The organism is Klebsiella sp. RCJ4 (assembly GCF_009025755.1).
Taxonomy (GTDB): Bacteria; Pseudomonadota; Gammaproteobacteria; order Enterobacterales; family Enterobacteriaceae; genus Klebsiella; species Klebsiella michiganensis.
On record NZ_WCIN01000040.1, the window covers coordinates 94346 to 109860 of the forward strand.

At 57.9% G+C, this 15515-nt stretch carries 14 protein-coding genes; 9 read left to right on the forward strand and 5 right to left on the reverse strand.

The window, feature by feature from the left end:
• Positions 1-24 precede the first annotated feature (24 nt).
• Positions 25-1359, forward strand: coding sequence for a 2-hydroxycarboxylate transporter family protein (locus F8562_RS17620; protein ID WP_014229846.1), 1335 nt, complete (start codon positions 25-27; stop codon positions 1357-1359).
• 64 nt (positions 1360-1423) lie between these two features.
• Here F8562_RS17620 and pyk read toward each other — a convergent pair whose 3' ends face one another.
• Together pyk and F8562_RS17630 are read right to left on the reverse strand one after the other, a co-directional pair.
• The gene (gene pyk, locus F8562_RS17625) at positions 1424-2866 is read right to left on the reverse strand and encodes a pyruvate kinase (RefSeq protein ID WP_014229845.1); all 1443 of its coding nucleotides are present in this window, start codon (positions 2864-2866) and stop codon (positions 1424-1426) included.
• A 125-nt stretch (positions 2867-2991) separates the two neighbouring features.
• Positions 2992-3897 (reverse strand): MurR/RpiR family transcriptional regulator, encoded by a 906-nt coding sequence (locus tag F8562_RS17630; protein WP_161505349.1) that lies wholly within the window; start codon positions 3895-3897, stop codon positions 2992-2994.
• Positions 3898-4222: 325 nt separating this feature from the next.
• On the opposite strand from F8562_RS17630, the gene zwf reads away from it, so the two are divergent.
• From zwf to F8562_RS17645, 3 genes are all read left to right on the forward strand, one after another.
• Positions 4223-5698 carry a glucose-6-phosphate dehydrogenase gene (zwf, locus tag F8562_RS17635; protein WP_004122041.1) on the forward strand — a complete coding sequence of 492 codons (1476 nt, stop codon included), beginning with the start codon at positions 4223-4225 and terminating at the stop codon, positions 5696-5698.
• Positions 5699-5918: 220 nt separating this feature from the next.
• Positions 5919-7730, forward strand: coding sequence for a phosphogluconate dehydratase (gene edd, locus F8562_RS17640; protein ID WP_014838823.1), 1812 nt, complete (start codon positions 5919-5921; stop codon positions 7728-7730).
• 37 nt (positions 7731-7767) lie between these two features.
• Positions 7768-8409: a bifunctional 4-hydroxy-2-oxoglutarate aldolase/2-dehydro-3-deoxy-phosphogluconate aldolase gene (locus tag F8562_RS17645; protein ID WP_004103368.1), complete on the forward strand. Its 642-nt coding sequence runs from the start codon at positions 7768-7770 to the stop codon at positions 8407-8409.
• Between the two features lie 45 nt (positions 8410-8454).
• Here F8562_RS17645 and purT read toward each other — a convergent pair whose 3' ends face one another.
• Complete coding sequence (gene purT / locus F8562_RS17650) at positions 8455-9633, reverse strand: formate-dependent phosphoribosylglycinamide formyltransferase (RefSeq protein ID WP_004852102.1); 1179 nt, start codon at positions 9631-9633, stop codon at positions 8455-8457.
• A gap of 135 nt (positions 9634-9768) precedes the next feature.
• On the opposite strand from purT, the gene F8562_RS17655 reads away from it, so the two are divergent.
• The 3 genes from F8562_RS17655 (at position 9769) to ptrB (ending at position 13147) form a co-directional block, all read left to right on the forward strand.
• The gene (locus F8562_RS17655) at positions 9769-10128 is read left to right on the forward strand and encodes a YebG family protein (protein ID WP_014229842.1); all 360 of its coding nucleotides are present in this window, start codon (positions 9769-9771) and stop codon (positions 10126-10128) included.
• 144 nt (positions 10129-10272) lie between these two features.
• On the forward strand, positions 10273-10953 hold the full coding sequence (locus F8562_RS17660; protein WP_014229841.1) for a tellurite resistance TerB family protein: 681 nt from the start codon (positions 10273-10275) through the stop codon (positions 10951-10953).
• A gap of 133 nt (positions 10954-11086) precedes the next feature.
• Positions 11087-13147, forward strand: a complete 2061-nt coding sequence (gene ptrB / locus F8562_RS17665) for an oligopeptidase B (RefSeq protein WP_014229840.1) — start codon at positions 11087-11089, stop codon at positions 13145-13147.
• 6 nt (positions 13148-13153) lie between these two features.
• Here ptrB and exoX read toward each other — a convergent pair whose 3' ends face one another.
• Positions 13154-13813 (reverse strand): exodeoxyribonuclease X, encoded by a 660-nt coding sequence (gene exoX, locus F8562_RS17670; protein WP_014229839.1) that lies wholly within the window; start codon positions 13811-13813, stop codon positions 13154-13156.
• Positions 13814-13891: 78 nt separating this feature from the next.
• Complete coding sequence (locus tag F8562_RS17675) at positions 13892-14122, reverse strand: DNA polymerase III subunit theta (protein WP_004103351.1); 231 nt, start codon at positions 14120-14122, stop codon at positions 13892-13894.
• 135 nt (positions 14123-14257) lie between these two features.
• On the opposite strand from F8562_RS17675, the gene yobA reads away from it, so the two are divergent.
• Both yobA and copD read left to right on the forward strand, forming a co-directional pair.
• Positions 14258-14632 carry a CopC domain-containing protein YobA gene (yobA, locus tag F8562_RS17680; protein ID WP_014229838.1) on the forward strand — a complete coding sequence of 125 codons (375 nt, stop codon included), beginning with the start codon at positions 14258-14260 and terminating at the stop codon, positions 14630-14632.
• Positions 14633-14636: 4 nt separating this feature from the next.
• Positions 14637-15506 (forward strand): copper homeostasis membrane protein CopD, encoded by an 870-nt coding sequence (copD, locus tag F8562_RS17685; protein WP_151891929.1) that lies wholly within the window; start codon positions 14637-14639, stop codon positions 15504-15506.
• Positions 15507-15515: the final 9 nt, after the last annotated feature.

Consider the following 15515-nt stretch of genomic DNA (forward strand, 5'->3'; position numbering starts at 1 on the left):
TGACATCATTATTCAGGTAAAAATATGGAAAATAACTCACTCAACCACCCGATAGATAAAACGCTGCCGAGCGGGCAGGCGCCACGACTTTTATCCAATATTGAGGTCGGCGCCGTGCCGTTGGCGCTATTTATCGGGATAGCCGCAATTGTTGCCATCTCCGCGACCGCAGGCCTGCTGCCGAAGAACATGATTGGCGGTCTGGCGGTAATCATGACCCTGGGGTTCGCGCTGGCTAAAATTGGCCGAATGGTGCCGATCCTCAAGGAGGTTGGCGGCCCGGCCATTTTGTGCCTGATGACGCCGTCGGTGCTGGTCTATTTCGGCATGTTCGAAGCGCATACCCTCGATACCGTGCACTTGCTGATGAAAGAGGCCAACCTCCTCTATTTCGTCATCGCCTGCCTGGTCGTCGGCAGCATTCTGGGCATGAACAGAACCATCCTGATTCAGGGAATGGTACGTATGTTTGTCCCGCTGGTGGTGGGGACCGGGGCGGCGATCTTAACCGGCCTGCTGGTGGGCAGCCTGGTTGGCTACAGTTTCTACCACACCTTTTTCTTTATTATCGTGCCGATCATCGGCGGCGGTATCGGTGAAGGGATCCTGCCCCTCTCGCTGGCCTATTCAGCTATTCTCGGGCAAACGCCCGACGTTTACGTGGCGCAGCTGGCGCCGGCTGCCGTGGTGGGCAACATTTTCGCCATCATCTGCGCCGGTTTTCTGGCGCGCATGGGGACGCGACGTCCTTCGCTCTCCGGCAGCGGAATGCTGATCCGCAGCCATGAAGATAACAGCGTCTTTGCGCAAAATCAGCGCGCGCAGCCCACGGATTTCCAGCTGATGGGGGCCGGATTATTAATGATTTGCGCGTTTTTTATCGTCGGCGGTCTGCTGGAAAAGGTGGTGCATATTCCGGGGCCGGTGCTGATGATTCTGGCCGCGGTATTTTGCAAATACGCGAAGGTTATCCCGGCGGCGATGGAACTGGGGGCGCACAGCTGCTACAAGTTCGTCTCCGCCGCGCTGGTTTGGCCGCTGATGATAGGCCTGGGAATGCTGTATGTTCCTCTGGAAAGCGTGGTCGCGGTCTTCTCGGTTGGCTACGTGGTGGTTTGCGGCTCAATCGTCATTGCGATGGCGCTAAGCGGCTTTCTTATCGCTTCTCGGCTGAATATGTACCCGGTCGAAGCGGCCATCGTCACCAGCTGCCACAGCGGGCTCGGGGGGACGGGAGACGTTGCCATTCTCTCGGCATCAAACCGAATGGGATTAATGCCTTTTGCCCAGATAGCCACCCGTATCGGCGGCGCGTCGACGGTGATTACCGCCACGCTATTGTTGAGCTGGCTTGCGTAGTTTAGCGGGCGAGGAGGCAAAAAAATACCTGCCAGCTGCGGCGCTGGCAGGTAGGTGGAGAGGCTTACTCGACGGTCAGAATGCGGGTGGTGTTGGTGCTACCGATGGTGCTCATCACGTCACCCTGAGTGACGATAACCAGGTCGCCGGTCACCAGATAGCCTTTATCACGCAGCAGCGTTACCGCGTCGTGCGCAGCGGCTACGCCGTCATTGACGCTATCGAAATGCACCGGGGTCACGCCGCGATACAGCGCGGTCAGGTTCAGCGTGCGCTCGTGGCGAGACAGCGCGAAAATCGGCAGGCCGGAGCTGATGCGGGAAGTCATCAGCGCGGTCCGACCGGATTCCGTCATAGTAATGATAGCGGTGACGCCCTTGAGGTGGTTCGCCGCGTACATGGCGGACATCGCAATGGCTTCTTCCACGTTATCGAACTGAATGTCCAGGCGGTGCTTGGAGACGTTGAGGCTGGGGATTTTTTCCGCGCCGAGGCAGACGCGCGCCATCGCGGCAACGGTCTCAGACGGATACTGGCCCGCGGCGGTTTCTGCCGACAGCATCACGGCGTCGGTGCCGTCCAGCACGGCGTTCGCCACGTCCATGACTTCGGCGCGGGTTGGCATCGGGTTGGTGATCATCGACTCCATCATCTGCGTCGCGGTAATGACCGAGCGGTTCAGCTGACGGGCGCGGCGGATCAGCGCCTTCTGGATGCCGACCAGCTCCGGATCGCCGATTTCCACGCCGAGGTCGCCGCGGGCCACCATGACAACGTCGGAGGCGAGGATCACGTCATCCATCGCGTCCTGATCGCATACCGCTTCCGCGCGCTCGACTTTGGCGACGATTTTGGCATCGCAGCCGGCATCGCGCGCCAGGCGACGAGCGTAGTTGAGGTCTTCGCCGCAGCGCGGGAAGGAGACGGCCAGGTAATCGACGCCAATTTTGGCGGCGGTGATGATGTCCGCTTTGTCTTTCTCCGTCAGCGCTTCGGCAGAGAGGCCGCCGCCCAGCTTGTTAATACCCTTATTGTTGGACAACGGTCCGCCGACGGTGACTTCGGTGAACACCTTCATGCCCTGAACTTCCAGGACCTTCAGCTGTACGCGGCCGTCGTCCAGCAGCAGAATGTCGCCCGGAACCACGTCAGCCGGCAGCCCTTTATAGTCGATGCCGACTTTCTCTTTGTCGCCTTCGCCTTTACCCAGGTTTGCGTCGAGGAGGAATTTATCGCCGATATTGAGGAAAATTTTGCCTTCTTTGAAGGTGGAAACGCGGATTTTCGGCCCCTGTAGGTCACCGAGAATCGCGACATGACGGCCCAGTTTCGCCGCAATCTCACGGACTTTATCCGCGCGGATCTGATGATCCTCCGCGGTGCCGTGAGAGAAGTTCATACGTACCACGTTAGCGCCTGCGGCAATAACCTTCTCAAGGTTGTTATCGCGGTCGGTAGCCGGGCCTAAGGTAGTCACGATTTTGGTTCTGCGAAGCCTTCTGGACATGTAATACTCCGTTGACTGAAACAACTTTGGTGTTGCGTGAACATGGATTCGGTAGCGCCGACGAGCAAAGTCGCTATACCGGAACGTTACCGACGGTGTAATAGGATAGTGCTTTGTTTCTACTTTTATTGGTCATTGCTGTGTACGCTGAGCTCTTTATCAAAGCGCGATTCCTTGAGCGCTTCCTTGACCCTCTTCAAGTTATCTCTGAATTTTGCTCCCCGCCGTAGGGTGAAGCCGGTCGCCAGGACATCAATTACCGTCAGCTGCGCTAAGCGGGAGACCATCGGCATATAGATATCGGTATCTTCCGGTACGTCCAGGGTAATCGCCAGCGTTGATTCCCGGGAAAGCGGCGTGCCGGGGGAGGTAATCGCGATCACCATCGCATCGTTTTCGCGGGCCAGCTGGGCCAGCTCCACCAGGCTTTTAGTCCTGCCGGTATGCGAGATGATCACCACCACATCATCGTCATTACAGTTCATACAGCTCATGCGTTGCAGGACGATGTCGTCGGAATAGATCACCGGCACGTTAAAACGGAAAAACTTGTTCATCGCGTCGTGGGCTACAGCGGCCGAAGAGCCCAGGCCAAAAAAGGCGATTTTCTTCGCCTGCGTGAGCAGGTCAACCGCGCGATTGATCGCCGACATGTCGAGAGAATGATGGACCTGATCTAAACTGGCCATGGCTGACTCAAATATCTTTCCCGTATAGGACTCAACGCTGTCGTCTTCATCGACGTTGCGGTTAACATAGAGCGTACCGTGCGCCAGGCTTTGTGCAAGATGCAGTTTGAAATCCGGGAAACCGCGCGTTTCCAGGCTGCGGCAGAAACGGTTAACCGTGGGCTCGCTGACGCCGGCTTCCAGCGCCAGGGCGGCAATACTTGAATGAATGGCCTGCGCGGGGGTAGCAAGGATGACTTCCGCCACTTTGCGTTCAGATTTGCTAAGGTGTTCCAGCCGGGACTGGATTTTTTCCAGCATATTCATGGGTAATCGGGCGCTCATCAATGGAAGCGATTTCATTAATGGGTGAAATCATCAGGCGTTTTAGCAAGAATATACCCCTCCGTAGTCGGAAACGGTGAGGAATGACCTGAAAATATGTTGTTTTTTTTCATTACATGATCAGAGTCGTATTTTACTAACTGATAATCGGTCGAAACAACGAACAATATTAGCCGCATGCCCAAAATCTCAGCCTCTGTTTTCCACCCTGTGCGATTTAGCAGCGGGAACGGCCGCTGAGGGTTTCGGGAAATTCGTAAACACAGTACGATGCAGTGAAAGAAAATTACAAATACAACTATAGTCTGGCATAAGCACCGGGCTATCAACTAAGGAGAATGACATGGCGGTAACGCAAACGGCCCAGGCATGCGATCTGGTCATTTTCGGCGCGAAGGGTGACCTGGCGCGACGTAAATTGCTGCCTTCCCTGTATCAGCTTGAAAAAGCGGGCCAGATCCACCCTGACACCCGCATCATCGGCGTCGGTCGCGCCGACTGGGACAAAGACGCTTACACCAAGGTAGTGCGTGAAGCGATGGAAACCTTCATGAAGGAGAAAATCGATGAAGGTTTGTGGGAGACCCTGAGCGGGCGTCTGGATTTTTGTAACCTTGATGTCAACGATACCAAAGCGTTTACTCGTCTGGGCAAAATGCTCGATCAAAAAGAGCGGGTGACCATTAACTATTTCGCCATGCCGCCGAGCACCTTTGGCGCGATTTGCAAAGGTCTGGGTGAAGCGAAGCTGAACGCCAAGCCGGCCCGCGTGGTGATGGAGAAACCGCTGGGTACCTCCCTGGAAACCTCCCGCGAGATCAACGATCGGGTGGGTGAGTTCTTTGAAGAGTGCCAGGTCTACCGTATCGACCACTATCTGGGTAAAGAGACGGTGCTGAACCTGCTGGCGCTGCGCTTTGCCAACTCGCTGTTCGTCAATAACTGGGACAGCCGCACCATCGATCACGTCGAGATCACCGTGGCGGAAGAGGTGGGTATTGAGGGCCGCTGGGGCTACTTCGATCAGGCCGGGCAGATGCGCGACATGATCCAGAACCACCTGCTGCAAATTCTGTGCATGATTGCCATGTCCCCGCCGTCAGACTTGACTGCCGATAGCATCCGCGATGAAAAAGTGAAGGTGCTGAAATCGCTGCGCCGCATTGACCGCACCAACGTGCGTGAAAAAACGGTGCGCGGCCAGTACACCGCCGGTTTTGCCCAGGGCAAAAAAGTGCCGGGCTACCTCGAGGAAGAGGGGGCCAACAAGTCCAGCCATACAGAAACCTTCGTGGCGATCCGCGTGGATATCGACAACTGGCGCTGGGCGGGCGTACCGTTCTACCTGCGTACCGGTAAACGTCTGCCGACCAAGTGTTCCGAAGTCGTGGTTTACTTCAAAACGCCGGAACTGAACCTGTTCAAAGAGACCTGGCAAGAGCTGCCGCAGAATAAGCTGACCATTCGTCTGCAGCCGGATGAAGGGGTGGATATCCAGGTGCTGAACAAAGTTCCCGGACTTGACCACAAGCATAACCTGCAGATCACCAAGCTGGATCTGAGCTACTCGGAAACCTTTAATCAAACCCACCTGGCGGATGCCTACGAGCGCCTGCTGCTGGAAACGATGCGCGGTATCCAGGCGCTGTTCGTCCGTCGTGATGAAGTGGAAGAGGCGTGGAAGTGGGTCGACTCCATCACTGAAGCCTGGGCTGCCGATCGCGATTCGCCGAAACCGTATCAGGCGGGTACCTGGGGGCCGGTTGCCTCCGTGGCGATGATCACCCGCGATGGTCGTTCGTGGAACGAGTTTGAGTAATCGCCAGCTCCTCCGTCAGGGTTATTTTACCGGTAACATGATCTGACGCAGCAAGTCGCGTAATTTTTAATCTTTTAAGCCCCGGAGGATTCACCCCCGGGGCTTTTTTTATTACACTGCCTGCAGATATTTTGCCCCTGAGCCCCAGTACTGGTGCCCTAAGCCCCTAAAAGTACCGCTAAAGCGCTGCGGCCGGACAGATGAAATTTGAGGAGCCTTTATGAATTCTGAAATGTTACGGGTAACAAATCGCATCATCGAACGCTCGCGCGATACCCGCGAAGCCTACCTCGCCCGGATTAACCAGGCCAAAACCGACACCGTTCATCGCGCCCAGCTGGCATGCGGTAACCTGGCCCACGGCTTTGCCGCCTGCCAGGCGGATGACAAAGCCTCGCTGAAAAGCATGCTGCGCAATAACATCGCCATCATTACCTCCTACAACGATATGCTGTCCGCCCACCAGCCCTATGAGCGCTATCCGGACATTATCCGCAAAGCGCTGCACTCTGCGAACGCGGTAGGCCAGGTCGCCGGCGGCGTTCCGGCGATGTGCGATGGCGTGACGCAGGGGCAGGACGGGATGGAGCTGTCGCTGCTCAGCCGCGAAGTGATTGCCATGTCCGCCGCGATTGGCCTGTCGCACAACATGTTTGACGGCGCGCTCTACCTCGGCGTCTGCGATAAAATTGTCCCCGGCCTGGCGATGGCTGCGCTGTCGTTCGGCCACCTGCCGTCCATCTTTATCCCTTCCGGGCCGATGGCCAGCGGCCTGGCGAATAAAGAAAAAGTACGCATTCGTCAGCTCTATGCGGAAGGCAAAGTGGATCGTATGGCGCTGCTGGAGTCCGAAGCCGCGTCTTACCATGCGCCTGGCACCTGTACCTTCTACGGTACCGCCAATACCAACCAGATGGTGGTTGAGTTTATGGGGATGCAGCTGCCCGGATCGTCATTCGTGCATCCGGATGCGCCGCTGCGCGAAGCGCTGACCGCCGCCGCCGCCCGCCAGGTGACCCGCCTGACCGGCAACGGTAACGAGTGGATGCCGCTGGGCAAAATGTTTGATGAAAAAGTGGTGGTCAACGGGATTGTCGCGCTGCTGGCAACCGGCGGCTCTACCAACCACACCATGCACCTGGTGGCTATGGCGCGGGCGGCAGGGATTATCATTAACTGGGATGATTTCTCCGATCTCTCTGACGTGGTGCCGCTGCTGGCGCGCCTCTACCCGAACGGCCCGGCGGATATTAACCACTTCCAGGCGGCTGGCGGCGTGCCGGTGCTGGTGCGCGAGCTGATGAAAGGCGGCCTGCTGCATGAAGATGTTCACACCGTGGCCGGCTTCGGCCTCTCTCGCTACACCATGGAGCCCTGGCTTAATAACGGCGAACTTGACTGGCGCGAAGGGGCGACCGCGCCGCTGGACGAACAGGTTATCGCCACGTTTGACAAACCGTTCTCTCGCCACGGCGGCACCAAAGTGCTGAGCGGTAACCTCGGACGCGCGGTCATGAAAACCTCCGCCGTGCCGGTTGAAAACCAGATTATTGAAGCTCCTGCGGTGGTTTTCGAGAGCCAGCATGACGTACTGCCCGCCTTTGAAGCGGGGCTGCTCGACAAAGATTGCGTGGTTGTCGTCCGTCATCAGGGGCCAAAAGCGAACGGCATGCCAGAATTACATAAACTTATGCCGCCACTTGGTGTATTATTGGACCGCCGTTTCAAAATTGCGCTGGTAACCGATGGTCGTCTCTCCGGCGCATCAGGCAAAGTGCCATCGGCGATCCACGTGACGCCCGAAGCGTACGATGGGGGCCTGCTGGCGAAGGTACGCGATGGCGATATCATCCGCGTCAACGGCCAGACGGGCGAGCTAACGCTGCTGGTCGATGACGCAGAGCTGGCCGCGCGTCAGGCGCATATTCCTGACCTGAGCGGTTCGCGCGTGGGAACCGGCCGGGAAATGTTCGGTGCGCTGCGTGAGAAACTCTCCGGAGCAGAACAGGGCGCAACCTGCATCAATTTTTAAGACGATTCGATTTATAGATCTGGCGAGAGAAAATCTGATGAAAAACTGGAAAACAACTGCAGAAGCAATCCTCACCTCCGGTCCGGTAGTACCGGTAATCGTGGTGAAAAAGCTGGAACACGCTGTGCCAATGGCGAAAGCGCTGGTTGCAGGCGGCGTACGCGTACTGGAAGTGACCCTGCGTACCGAGTGCGCGATGGATGCTATCCGCGCGATCGCCAAAGAAGTCCCGGAAGCGATTGTCGGTGCCGGTACCGTCACTAACGTTGAGCAGCTGAAAGAAGTGACCGAAGCGGGCGCGCAGTTTGCTATCAGCCCTGGCCTGACCGAATCCCTGCTGAAAGCGGCGACCGGCGAAGGCACCATTCCGCTGATCCCGGGGATCAGCACCGTATCCGAGCTGATGCTGGGTATGCAGTATGGCCTGAAAGAGTTCAAATTCTTCCCGGCAGAAGCAAACGGCGGCGTGAAAGCGCTGCAGGCGATTGGCGGCCCGTTCGCGCACATTCGCTTCTGCCCGACTGGCGGCATCTCTCCGGCGAACTATCGCGACTATCTGGCGCTGAACAGCGTACTGTGCATCGGCGGCTCCTGGCTGGTGCCGGCGGATGCGCTGGAAGCCGGTGATTACGACCGTATCACCAAACTGGCTCGTGAGGCGGTAGAAGGCGCGAAGTAATCTTCGCGCACTCACCAGAGGCCCGGTCTGCGACCGGGCTTTTTTTTATCCTGCGACCACGACCGCTGACGCCGCCGCTTTGGCGCGCGCAACCGCTTCCTCAACGTTATCGGCTATCGCCAGCGTCACGCCCAGACGACGCGAACCGTCAATTTCCGGCTTGCCGAACAGACGCAGCTGCAGCCCCGCGCCGACCGCGGCCTGAATATTGCTGAAAGTGACGTTCTGGCTGGTTAGCTGCGGCAGGATCACCGCCGAGGCCGCCGGGCCGTACTGGCGAATCGCGCCAATCGGCAGGCCGAGGAAGGCGCGAACGTGCAGGGCGAACTCGGATAAGTCCTGTGAAATCAGCGTGACCATACCGGTGTCGTGCGGGCGCGGCGAGACTTCGCTAAAAATCACCTCATCACCGCAGACGAACAGTTCGACGCCGAACAGGCCGTAGCCGCCCAGCGCCAGCACCACTTGACGGGCGATTTCCTGCGCGCGTTCCAGCGCCAGCGCGCTCATCTGCTGCGGCTGCCAGGATTCACGATAGTCGCCATCTTCCTGGCGATGACCGACCGGCGCGCAGAAGTGTACGCCATCCGCGGCGCTGACGGTGAGAAGGGTAATCTCGAAATCAAAATTCACCACGCCTTCAACGATAACGCGTCCGGCTCCGGCGCGGCCGCCCTGCTGCGCATACTGCCAGGCGTCAGCCAGCTGTTCGCTGGAACGAATAAAGCTCTGGCCTTTACCCGATGAGCTCATTACCGGCTTGACGATGCACGGCAGGCCTATCCCGGCGACGGCTTCGCGGAAGGCGGGTTCGCTGTCGGCAAAACGGTAGGCGGAGGTCGGCAGCTTCAGCTCTTCAGCGGCCAGGCGGCGGATCCCTTCGCGATTCATGGTGAGCTTTGCCGCGCGCGCGGTGGGGACGACTTTCTGCCCGGCCTGCTCCAGCGCGACCAGTGTATCGGTGGCGATGGCCTCGATTTCCGGCACGATAAAGTCAGGCTTTTCCTGCTCAATCAGCGCCTGCAGCGTTTCGCCGTGCAGCATATTGATGACGTGCGAACGGTGTGCGACCTGCATGGCCGGAGCGTCAGGGTAACGATCGACGGCGATGGTCTCAATTCCCAGGCGCTGGCATTCAATGGCCACTTCTTTACCCAGTTCGCCGGAACCTAACAACATTACCTTTGTTGCCGCAGGGCGCAGCGCCGTACCTAATACAGTCATAACTCTCTTCCGCAGTAAAAAAACATGCGCCGCATTATAAACGAAAACGTTTGCGCATGTCTTTATGCGCGTCATTTGAGTTCGGGGAAGAAATTTGATATACTGTATAAAAATACAGTACTGAGAGGCTGCATCATGGCGGTTGAAATTAAATATGTAGTGATTCGCGAAGGTGAGGAAAAAATGTCTTTTGCCAGCAAAAAAGAGGCCGATGCTTATGACAAAATGCTCGATCTGGCGGAAGTACTGAACGACTGGCTGGTTGAATGCCCGCTAACGCTCGATGAAGAGCAGCGCGATAGCATGGCGATGTGGCTGGCCGAACGTAAAGACACCCTCAACCATATTTTGCGCTCCGGTAAGCTGCCGGAAGCCGAGGTGGCCGCCGAGGCGCCAGCCGATCGCGCAGAAGCAGAAGAGGGCGACAAGACCGACGACGTCGTCGAATCTGAAGCCCCGGCGCCGGCGAAGCCGCGCAAAGCGAAAGCGGCCTGAGCTACGCTGCCGCCGCCAGCGGTTCTGGCGGCAGGCTCCCGCGCTTCCCGGCGCGACATTTGCTCATCTTTAGCTGCCGATAACGTTTCCTGACGTCGCGTCGTTTAGGCTGGTGGTATCGCTTATCGCGCAACGAGGAAATGTATGGCTAACTGGCTTAATCAACTGCAGTCTCTGCTGGGTCAGCAGGGGCGGTCTTCTTCATCTGACGATCAATCAAGCGGCAAAAATTTACTCCTGCCGGGCGCGCTTGGCGGGCTGGCCGGGCTGCTGGTCGCCAGCAAATCATCGCGCAAGCTGTTGGCCAAATACGGCACCGGCGCGCTGCTGGTCGGCGGCGGCGCGGTTGCGGGCAGCGTTTTATGGAATAAATATCAGCAGAAGATGCGCGCCAGCGCGCAGCAGGCATCGGCTGATGTCGCGCCCGCACAGGCGCCATCTCCCGCACCGGCCGAACTCGACGCCCGCAGCGAACGGCTGATTATGGCGCTGGTCTTCGCCGCCAAAAGCGATGGACATATTGACGAACGCGAGCGGGCAAATATCGAAGAGCAGCTGCGTGCGGCAAACGTCGACGTCCAGGCCCGGGTGTTAATTGACCGGGCGCTGGCGCAGCCCCTCGACCCGCAGAGCCTGGCGCAGGGTATCAGCAGCGAGCAAGAGGCGCTTGAAGTTTACTATATCAGCTGCGCGGTCATTGATATTGACCACTTTATGGAACGCAGCTATCTGAACGCCCTCGGCGAAGCGCTGAAGCTCCCGCAGGAAGTGCGTGAAGATATCGAACGGGATATTCAGGCGCAAAAACAGGCCGTAACGCTCTAAATCCGCACGTTTCGCTTGCATCGCTGGCGACTTTTGCCACCCTTATATATTGTGTAGTCACGTCACCCTTCAGGCTGCTTTGAAGCAGCCTGAAAATTTTAGTACTCAATACAAGCCGCAGAAGAATAAGCAGATGCCACCAAAAGCGAAACGGATCCCCCATGCCATGACATTACATGGCGACACGCGAATCGATAATTACTACTGGCTGCGCGATGACGATCGCTCGCAGGCGGAAGTGCTGGATTATCTGCGCCAGGAAAATGAGTACGGCAAAAAAGTGATGTCTTCGCAAAGTAGCCTGCAGGACAGGGTACTCAAGGAGATTATCGACCGTATTCCGCAGCGCGAAGTGTCAGCCCCCTACAGCAAAAATGGCTATCGCTACCGTCAGGTCTACGAGCCGGGCTGCGAGTACGCGATTTATCAACGCCAGCCCGTAGTCAAAGAGGAGTGGGATGAATGGGACGTCCTGCTTGACGGCAACCAGCGTGCGGCCGGCAGCGAATTCTATACCCTCGGCGGATTAGGCGTTTCGCCCGACAACAGCCTGATGGCGGTGGCGGAAGACTATCTCTCCCGACGCCAGTATAGCCTGCGCTTCTTTCCCTTAAACGACGACCGGCAATTTGCGGAAGTGCTGGAGAACGTCTCGCCTGCTTTTGCCTGGAGTAACGATTCGCAGACCCTGTGGTACGTGCGCAAACATCCCACCACGCTGCTGCCGTATCAGGTCTGGCGCCACCGTCTGGGGACGCCGGCCAGTGCGGATGTTCTGGTGTATGAAGAGCAGGACGATACTTTTTACGTCAGCGTGCACAAAACGACTTCCCAGCAGTTTGTGGTGATCTATCTGGCCAGCGCGACCACCAGCGAAGTGCTGCTGCTCAATGCGGAAATGACCGACGCCGAGCCGGTCTGTTTTCTACCGCGGCGTAAAGATCATGAATATAGCCTCGATCACTATCAGCACGCTTTCTATCTGCGCTCTAACCGTGAGGGTAAGAACTTCGGCCTTTATCGCACTACCCTGCGCGATGAGCAGCAGTGGGAGACCCTGATCGCGCCGCGTCACGAAGTCATGCTGGAAGGATTTACCCTGTTTACCGACTGGCTGGTTGTGGAAGAGCGCCAGCGCGGGCTGACCAGCCTGCGTCAGATCAATCGTAAGACAAGAGAGTCCCAGGGCATTGCCTTTGACGATCCGGCCTATGTGACCTGGCTTGCCTATAATCCGGAGCCGGAAACCGCCCGCCTGCGCTACGGCTACTCCTCTATGACGACGCCGGATACGCTGTTTGAGCTGGATATGAATACCGGCGAGCGGCGGGTGCTGAAACAGCAGGAAGTCAAAGGGTTCGATGCCAGCCACTACCGCAGCGAGCATCTGTGGATCAACGCCCGCGACGGCGTCGAAGTCCCGGTCTCGCTGGTCTACCGTCACGAACATTTCCGCAAAGGTGCCAGCCCTCTGCTGGTGTACGGCTACGGCTCCTATGGCGCAAGCATGGATGCGGATTTCAGCGCCAGCCGCCTGAGCCTGCTCGACCGCGGCTTTGTGTTCGCTATCGCCCATATTCGCGGCGGCGGCGAGCTGGGACAGCAGTGGTACGAAGACGGTAAGTTTTTGTGCAAGAAAAATACCTTCAACGATTATCTCGACGTCTGCGATGCGCTGCTGGCGCAGGGCTACGGCGATCCGCGTTTTTGCTACGGCATGGGCGGCAGCGCCGGCGGTATGCTGATGGGCGTCGCGGTGAACCAGCGGCCGGAGCTCTTCCACGGCGTGGTGGCCCAGGTTCCCTTTGTCGATGTCCTCACCACCATGCTCGATGAGTCGATTCCGCTGACCACCGGCGAGTTTGAAGAGTGGGGGAATCCGCAGGATGAAGCCTATTACCGCTATATGAAAAGCTACAGCCCGTACGACGGCGTGCAGGCTCAGGCGTATCCGCATTTGCTGGTCACCACGGGCCTGCATGATTCGCAGGTACAATACTGGGAGCCGGCAAAATGGGTGGCAAAACTGCGCGAGCTGAAAACCGACGATAACCTGCTGCTGCTGTGTACCGATATGGATTCCGGCCACGGCGGTAAATCCGGCCGCTTCAAAAGCTATGAAGGCGTGGCGCTGGAGTATGCGTTTCTGATTGGCCTGGCGCAGGGGACGCTGCCGGGCCAGGCGGAGGTATAGCGCCGATTACTCCCCGAGATAGTGCTTCAGCGTCAGGCGCAGCTCGGGGCTCATGCGATCCAGGTTATTAAACAGCCAGCGTAAATAGCCAGGATCGTTTTCCGCCACTTCCGAGACCGGCTTGCCGCGGTATTTGCCGAAGGTAAAGGTGGAGAGCAGCGCCGGGCGGCCGGTAATGGTCGCCATCTCCTCAGGCGTCCAGCCGGAGGTGTTGATGATATCGAGCAGCAGGGCCGCGGTGATATAGCAATCGTACAGCGCCCGGTGATGATGCAGTCCCGGTGGCGTCGCGACGCTGAGCTTGCGCGATTTATACAGCCCCATATTGCTGTACTTGATGCCTGGCCACAGGCGGCGCGCCAGCTTCATCGTGCAGATCCACTCGCCCTGCATTTCCGGCAACACCCGGCGGTCAAAGCTGGCGTTATGGGCGACATACCACGGACTGCCCATATACAGCGGCACAATCTCCTCGATCCACGGCTTATCGGCGACCATCTCTTCGGTGATATGGTGAATCGCCATCGCCTGCGGGCTGATAGGCCGGTCGGGGCGAACCAGGTGGCTCATGGGATTGGTGATGTGTCCGTCGACAATATCTACCGAGGCGATTTCAACAATGCCTCCCTGCAATCCGCAGGTTTCTGTATCGATTACGCGCAGCATGGCTCGCTCCAGGCCAAAGAAACCAGCGTAATAGAATGCGCGGGTCTTGCCAACGTGGATGTCCGCAGGGGACGGGAATTATTTCTGTTTCGGTTCATAGGGCAGGCGAGAGAGCGAAACGGAGGCCAGTCGATGGGCGATCAGACGTTCGCGAAACCAGCCGCGCAGATGCTCGGGCTGTTCTCTTTCGACTAAATCAGCCACCACCGGCATATTGTAGCGTTCTTTAAACGCGACGCCCGCCGCGGCGAGATCGACATTCACTTTGTCCATCTCCTCCTGGGATAGTTTAGCCAGGTTCTTTTCCATCGGTTTCTCCTCTGATAACGCCGCAAAAAGTACTAAGCACGCGGCAAAAAGGCAAGTCTCAGACGCTTAGCTCGACTGCGCCATTATACAGGGTTATTCTCTGTGCTACATACATAACAAAAAGGAATGACAACTATGCCAATCATCGCCGGACGCGCGCTGCGTCTGTCTCTGTTTCTCGCCGGTTGCCTGACCGCAGCAGGCGCATCGGCCCACGCCCATCTCCAACAACAGCTTCCGGCGGCCAATACCGTGGTGAACGCTTCACCGCAGGCGCTGACGCTGAACTTCTCCGAAGGCATCGAAACGCAGTTTAGCGGCGTAACCCTCACCGGGCCGCAGCAGAAGACCATCACCCTCGGTAAACCCGTCCGCAGCGACAGCAATAAGGCTCAGCTGACGGTACCGGTTGAGCAGGCGTTGACGCCGGGCGAATATACCGTTAACTGGCACGTGGTCTCCGTAGATGGCCACAAGACGAAAGGGCAATACACCTTTACCGTGAAGTAAGCCAATGCTGAGTGGAGTCTATGTCAGCTTACGCTTTATCCATTTCATTTCGCTGATTGTCGCTTTCGGCTGCGTCCTCTACGGCGCATGGTGGGCGCCGGTGGCCCTACGTCGTTTGATGATGCAGCGCTTCTATCCGCTGATGCGCTATTTATTATCAGCAAGCGCGCTGTCGGCGCTGCTGATGCTGATGGCGCAGGGCGGCTTGATGGGCAACGGCTGGCCGGACGTCTGGCAGCTGGCTATCTGGCAGGCGGTGGCCGGGACGCAGTTTGGCGGCGTGTGGGTATGGCAAATTTTACTCGCCTTTGTGGCGCTGGCGGTGGTCTGGCTGAAGCCCCGGCGACCGGGACGTTTGCTGCTGGTGCTGTTTTGCGCTCAGCTGCTGCTGCTGGCCGGCGTCGGGCATGCCGCAATGAACGATGGCTGGCTGGGGATAGTGCAGCGAACCAACCATGCGCTTCATCTGTTTTGCGTGGCCAGCTGGTTTGGCGGTCTGCTGCCGTTTATCTACTGTCTTCGCCTGGCGCACGGTCGCTGGCGGCAGGCGGCTATCTGCACCATGATGCGTTTTTCGCGCTACGGGCATCTGGCGGTTGCCGGCGCCATCGCCAGCGGCGTGGTAAATGCGCTGCTGATCCAGGGCGGACTTATCAGCGCCTCACCCTGGGGGCGTATGCTGTTGTTCAAATGTGCGCTGGTGGCGGCAATGGTGGCAATTGCGCTGGTGAACCGGTATGTTCTGGTGCCACGCATGTCGGCAGGCGGAACGCGAGCGGAGCAGCTCATCGTGCGCACCACGCAGATAGAAATTGCGCTGGGGGCGCTGGCGCTGTTTGCCGTCAGCCTGTTTGCCACCTGGGAACCTTTCTGAATAAACTGG

What these genes read in the sequence shown, in the direction of transcription:
- F8562_RS17620 (WP_014229846.1), top strand. Translation starts at nt 25, where the DNA reads ATGGAAAATAACTCACTCAACCACCCGATAGATAAAACGCTGCCGAGC.
- pyk (WP_014229845.1), bottom strand. Translation starts at nt 2,866, where the DNA reads ATGTCCAGAAGGCTTCGCAGAACCAAAATCGTGACTACCTTAGGCCCG.
- F8562_RS17630 (WP_161505349.1), bottom strand. Translation starts at nt 3,897, where the DNA reads ATGAAATCGCTTCCATTGATGAGCGCCCGATTACCCATGAATATGCTG.
- zwf (WP_004122041.1), top strand. Translation starts at nt 4,223, where the DNA reads ATGGCGGTAACGCAAACGGCCCAGGCATGCGATCTGGTCATTTTCGGC.
- edd (WP_014838823.1), top strand. Translation starts at nt 5,919, where the DNA reads ATGAATTCTGAAATGTTACGGGTAACAAATCGCATCATCGAACGCTCG.
- F8562_RS17645 (WP_004103368.1), top strand. Translation starts at nt 7,768, where the DNA reads ATGAAAAACTGGAAAACAACTGCAGAAGCAATCCTCACCTCCGGTCCG.
- purT (WP_004852102.1), bottom strand. Translation starts at nt 9,633, where the DNA reads ATGACTGTATTAGGTACGGCGCTGCGCCCTGCGGCAACAAAGGTAATG.
- F8562_RS17655 (WP_014229842.1), top strand. Translation starts at nt 9,769, where the DNA reads ATGGCGGTTGAAATTAAATATGTAGTGATTCGCGAAGGTGAGGAAAAA.
- F8562_RS17660 (WP_014229841.1), top strand. Translation starts at nt 10,273, where the DNA reads ATGGCTAACTGGCTTAATCAACTGCAGTCTCTGCTGGGTCAGCAGGGG.
- ptrB (WP_014229840.1), top strand. Translation starts at nt 11,087, where the DNA reads ATGCCACCAAAAGCGAAACGGATCCCCCATGCCATGACATTACATGGC.
- exoX (WP_014229839.1), bottom strand. Translation starts at nt 13,813, where the DNA reads ATGCTGCGCGTAATCGATACAGAAACCTGCGGATTGCAGGGAGGCATT.
- F8562_RS17675 (WP_004103351.1), bottom strand. Translation starts at nt 14,122, where the DNA reads ATGGAAAAGAACCTGGCTAAACTATCCCAGGAGGAGATGGACAAAGTG.
- yobA (WP_014229838.1), top strand. Translation starts at nt 14,258, where the DNA reads ATGCCAATCATCGCCGGACGCGCGCTGCGTCTGTCTCTGTTTCTCGCC.
- copD (WP_151891929.1), top strand. Translation starts at nt 14,637, where the DNA reads ATGCTGAGTGGAGTCTATGTCAGCTTACGCTTTATCCATTTCATTTCG.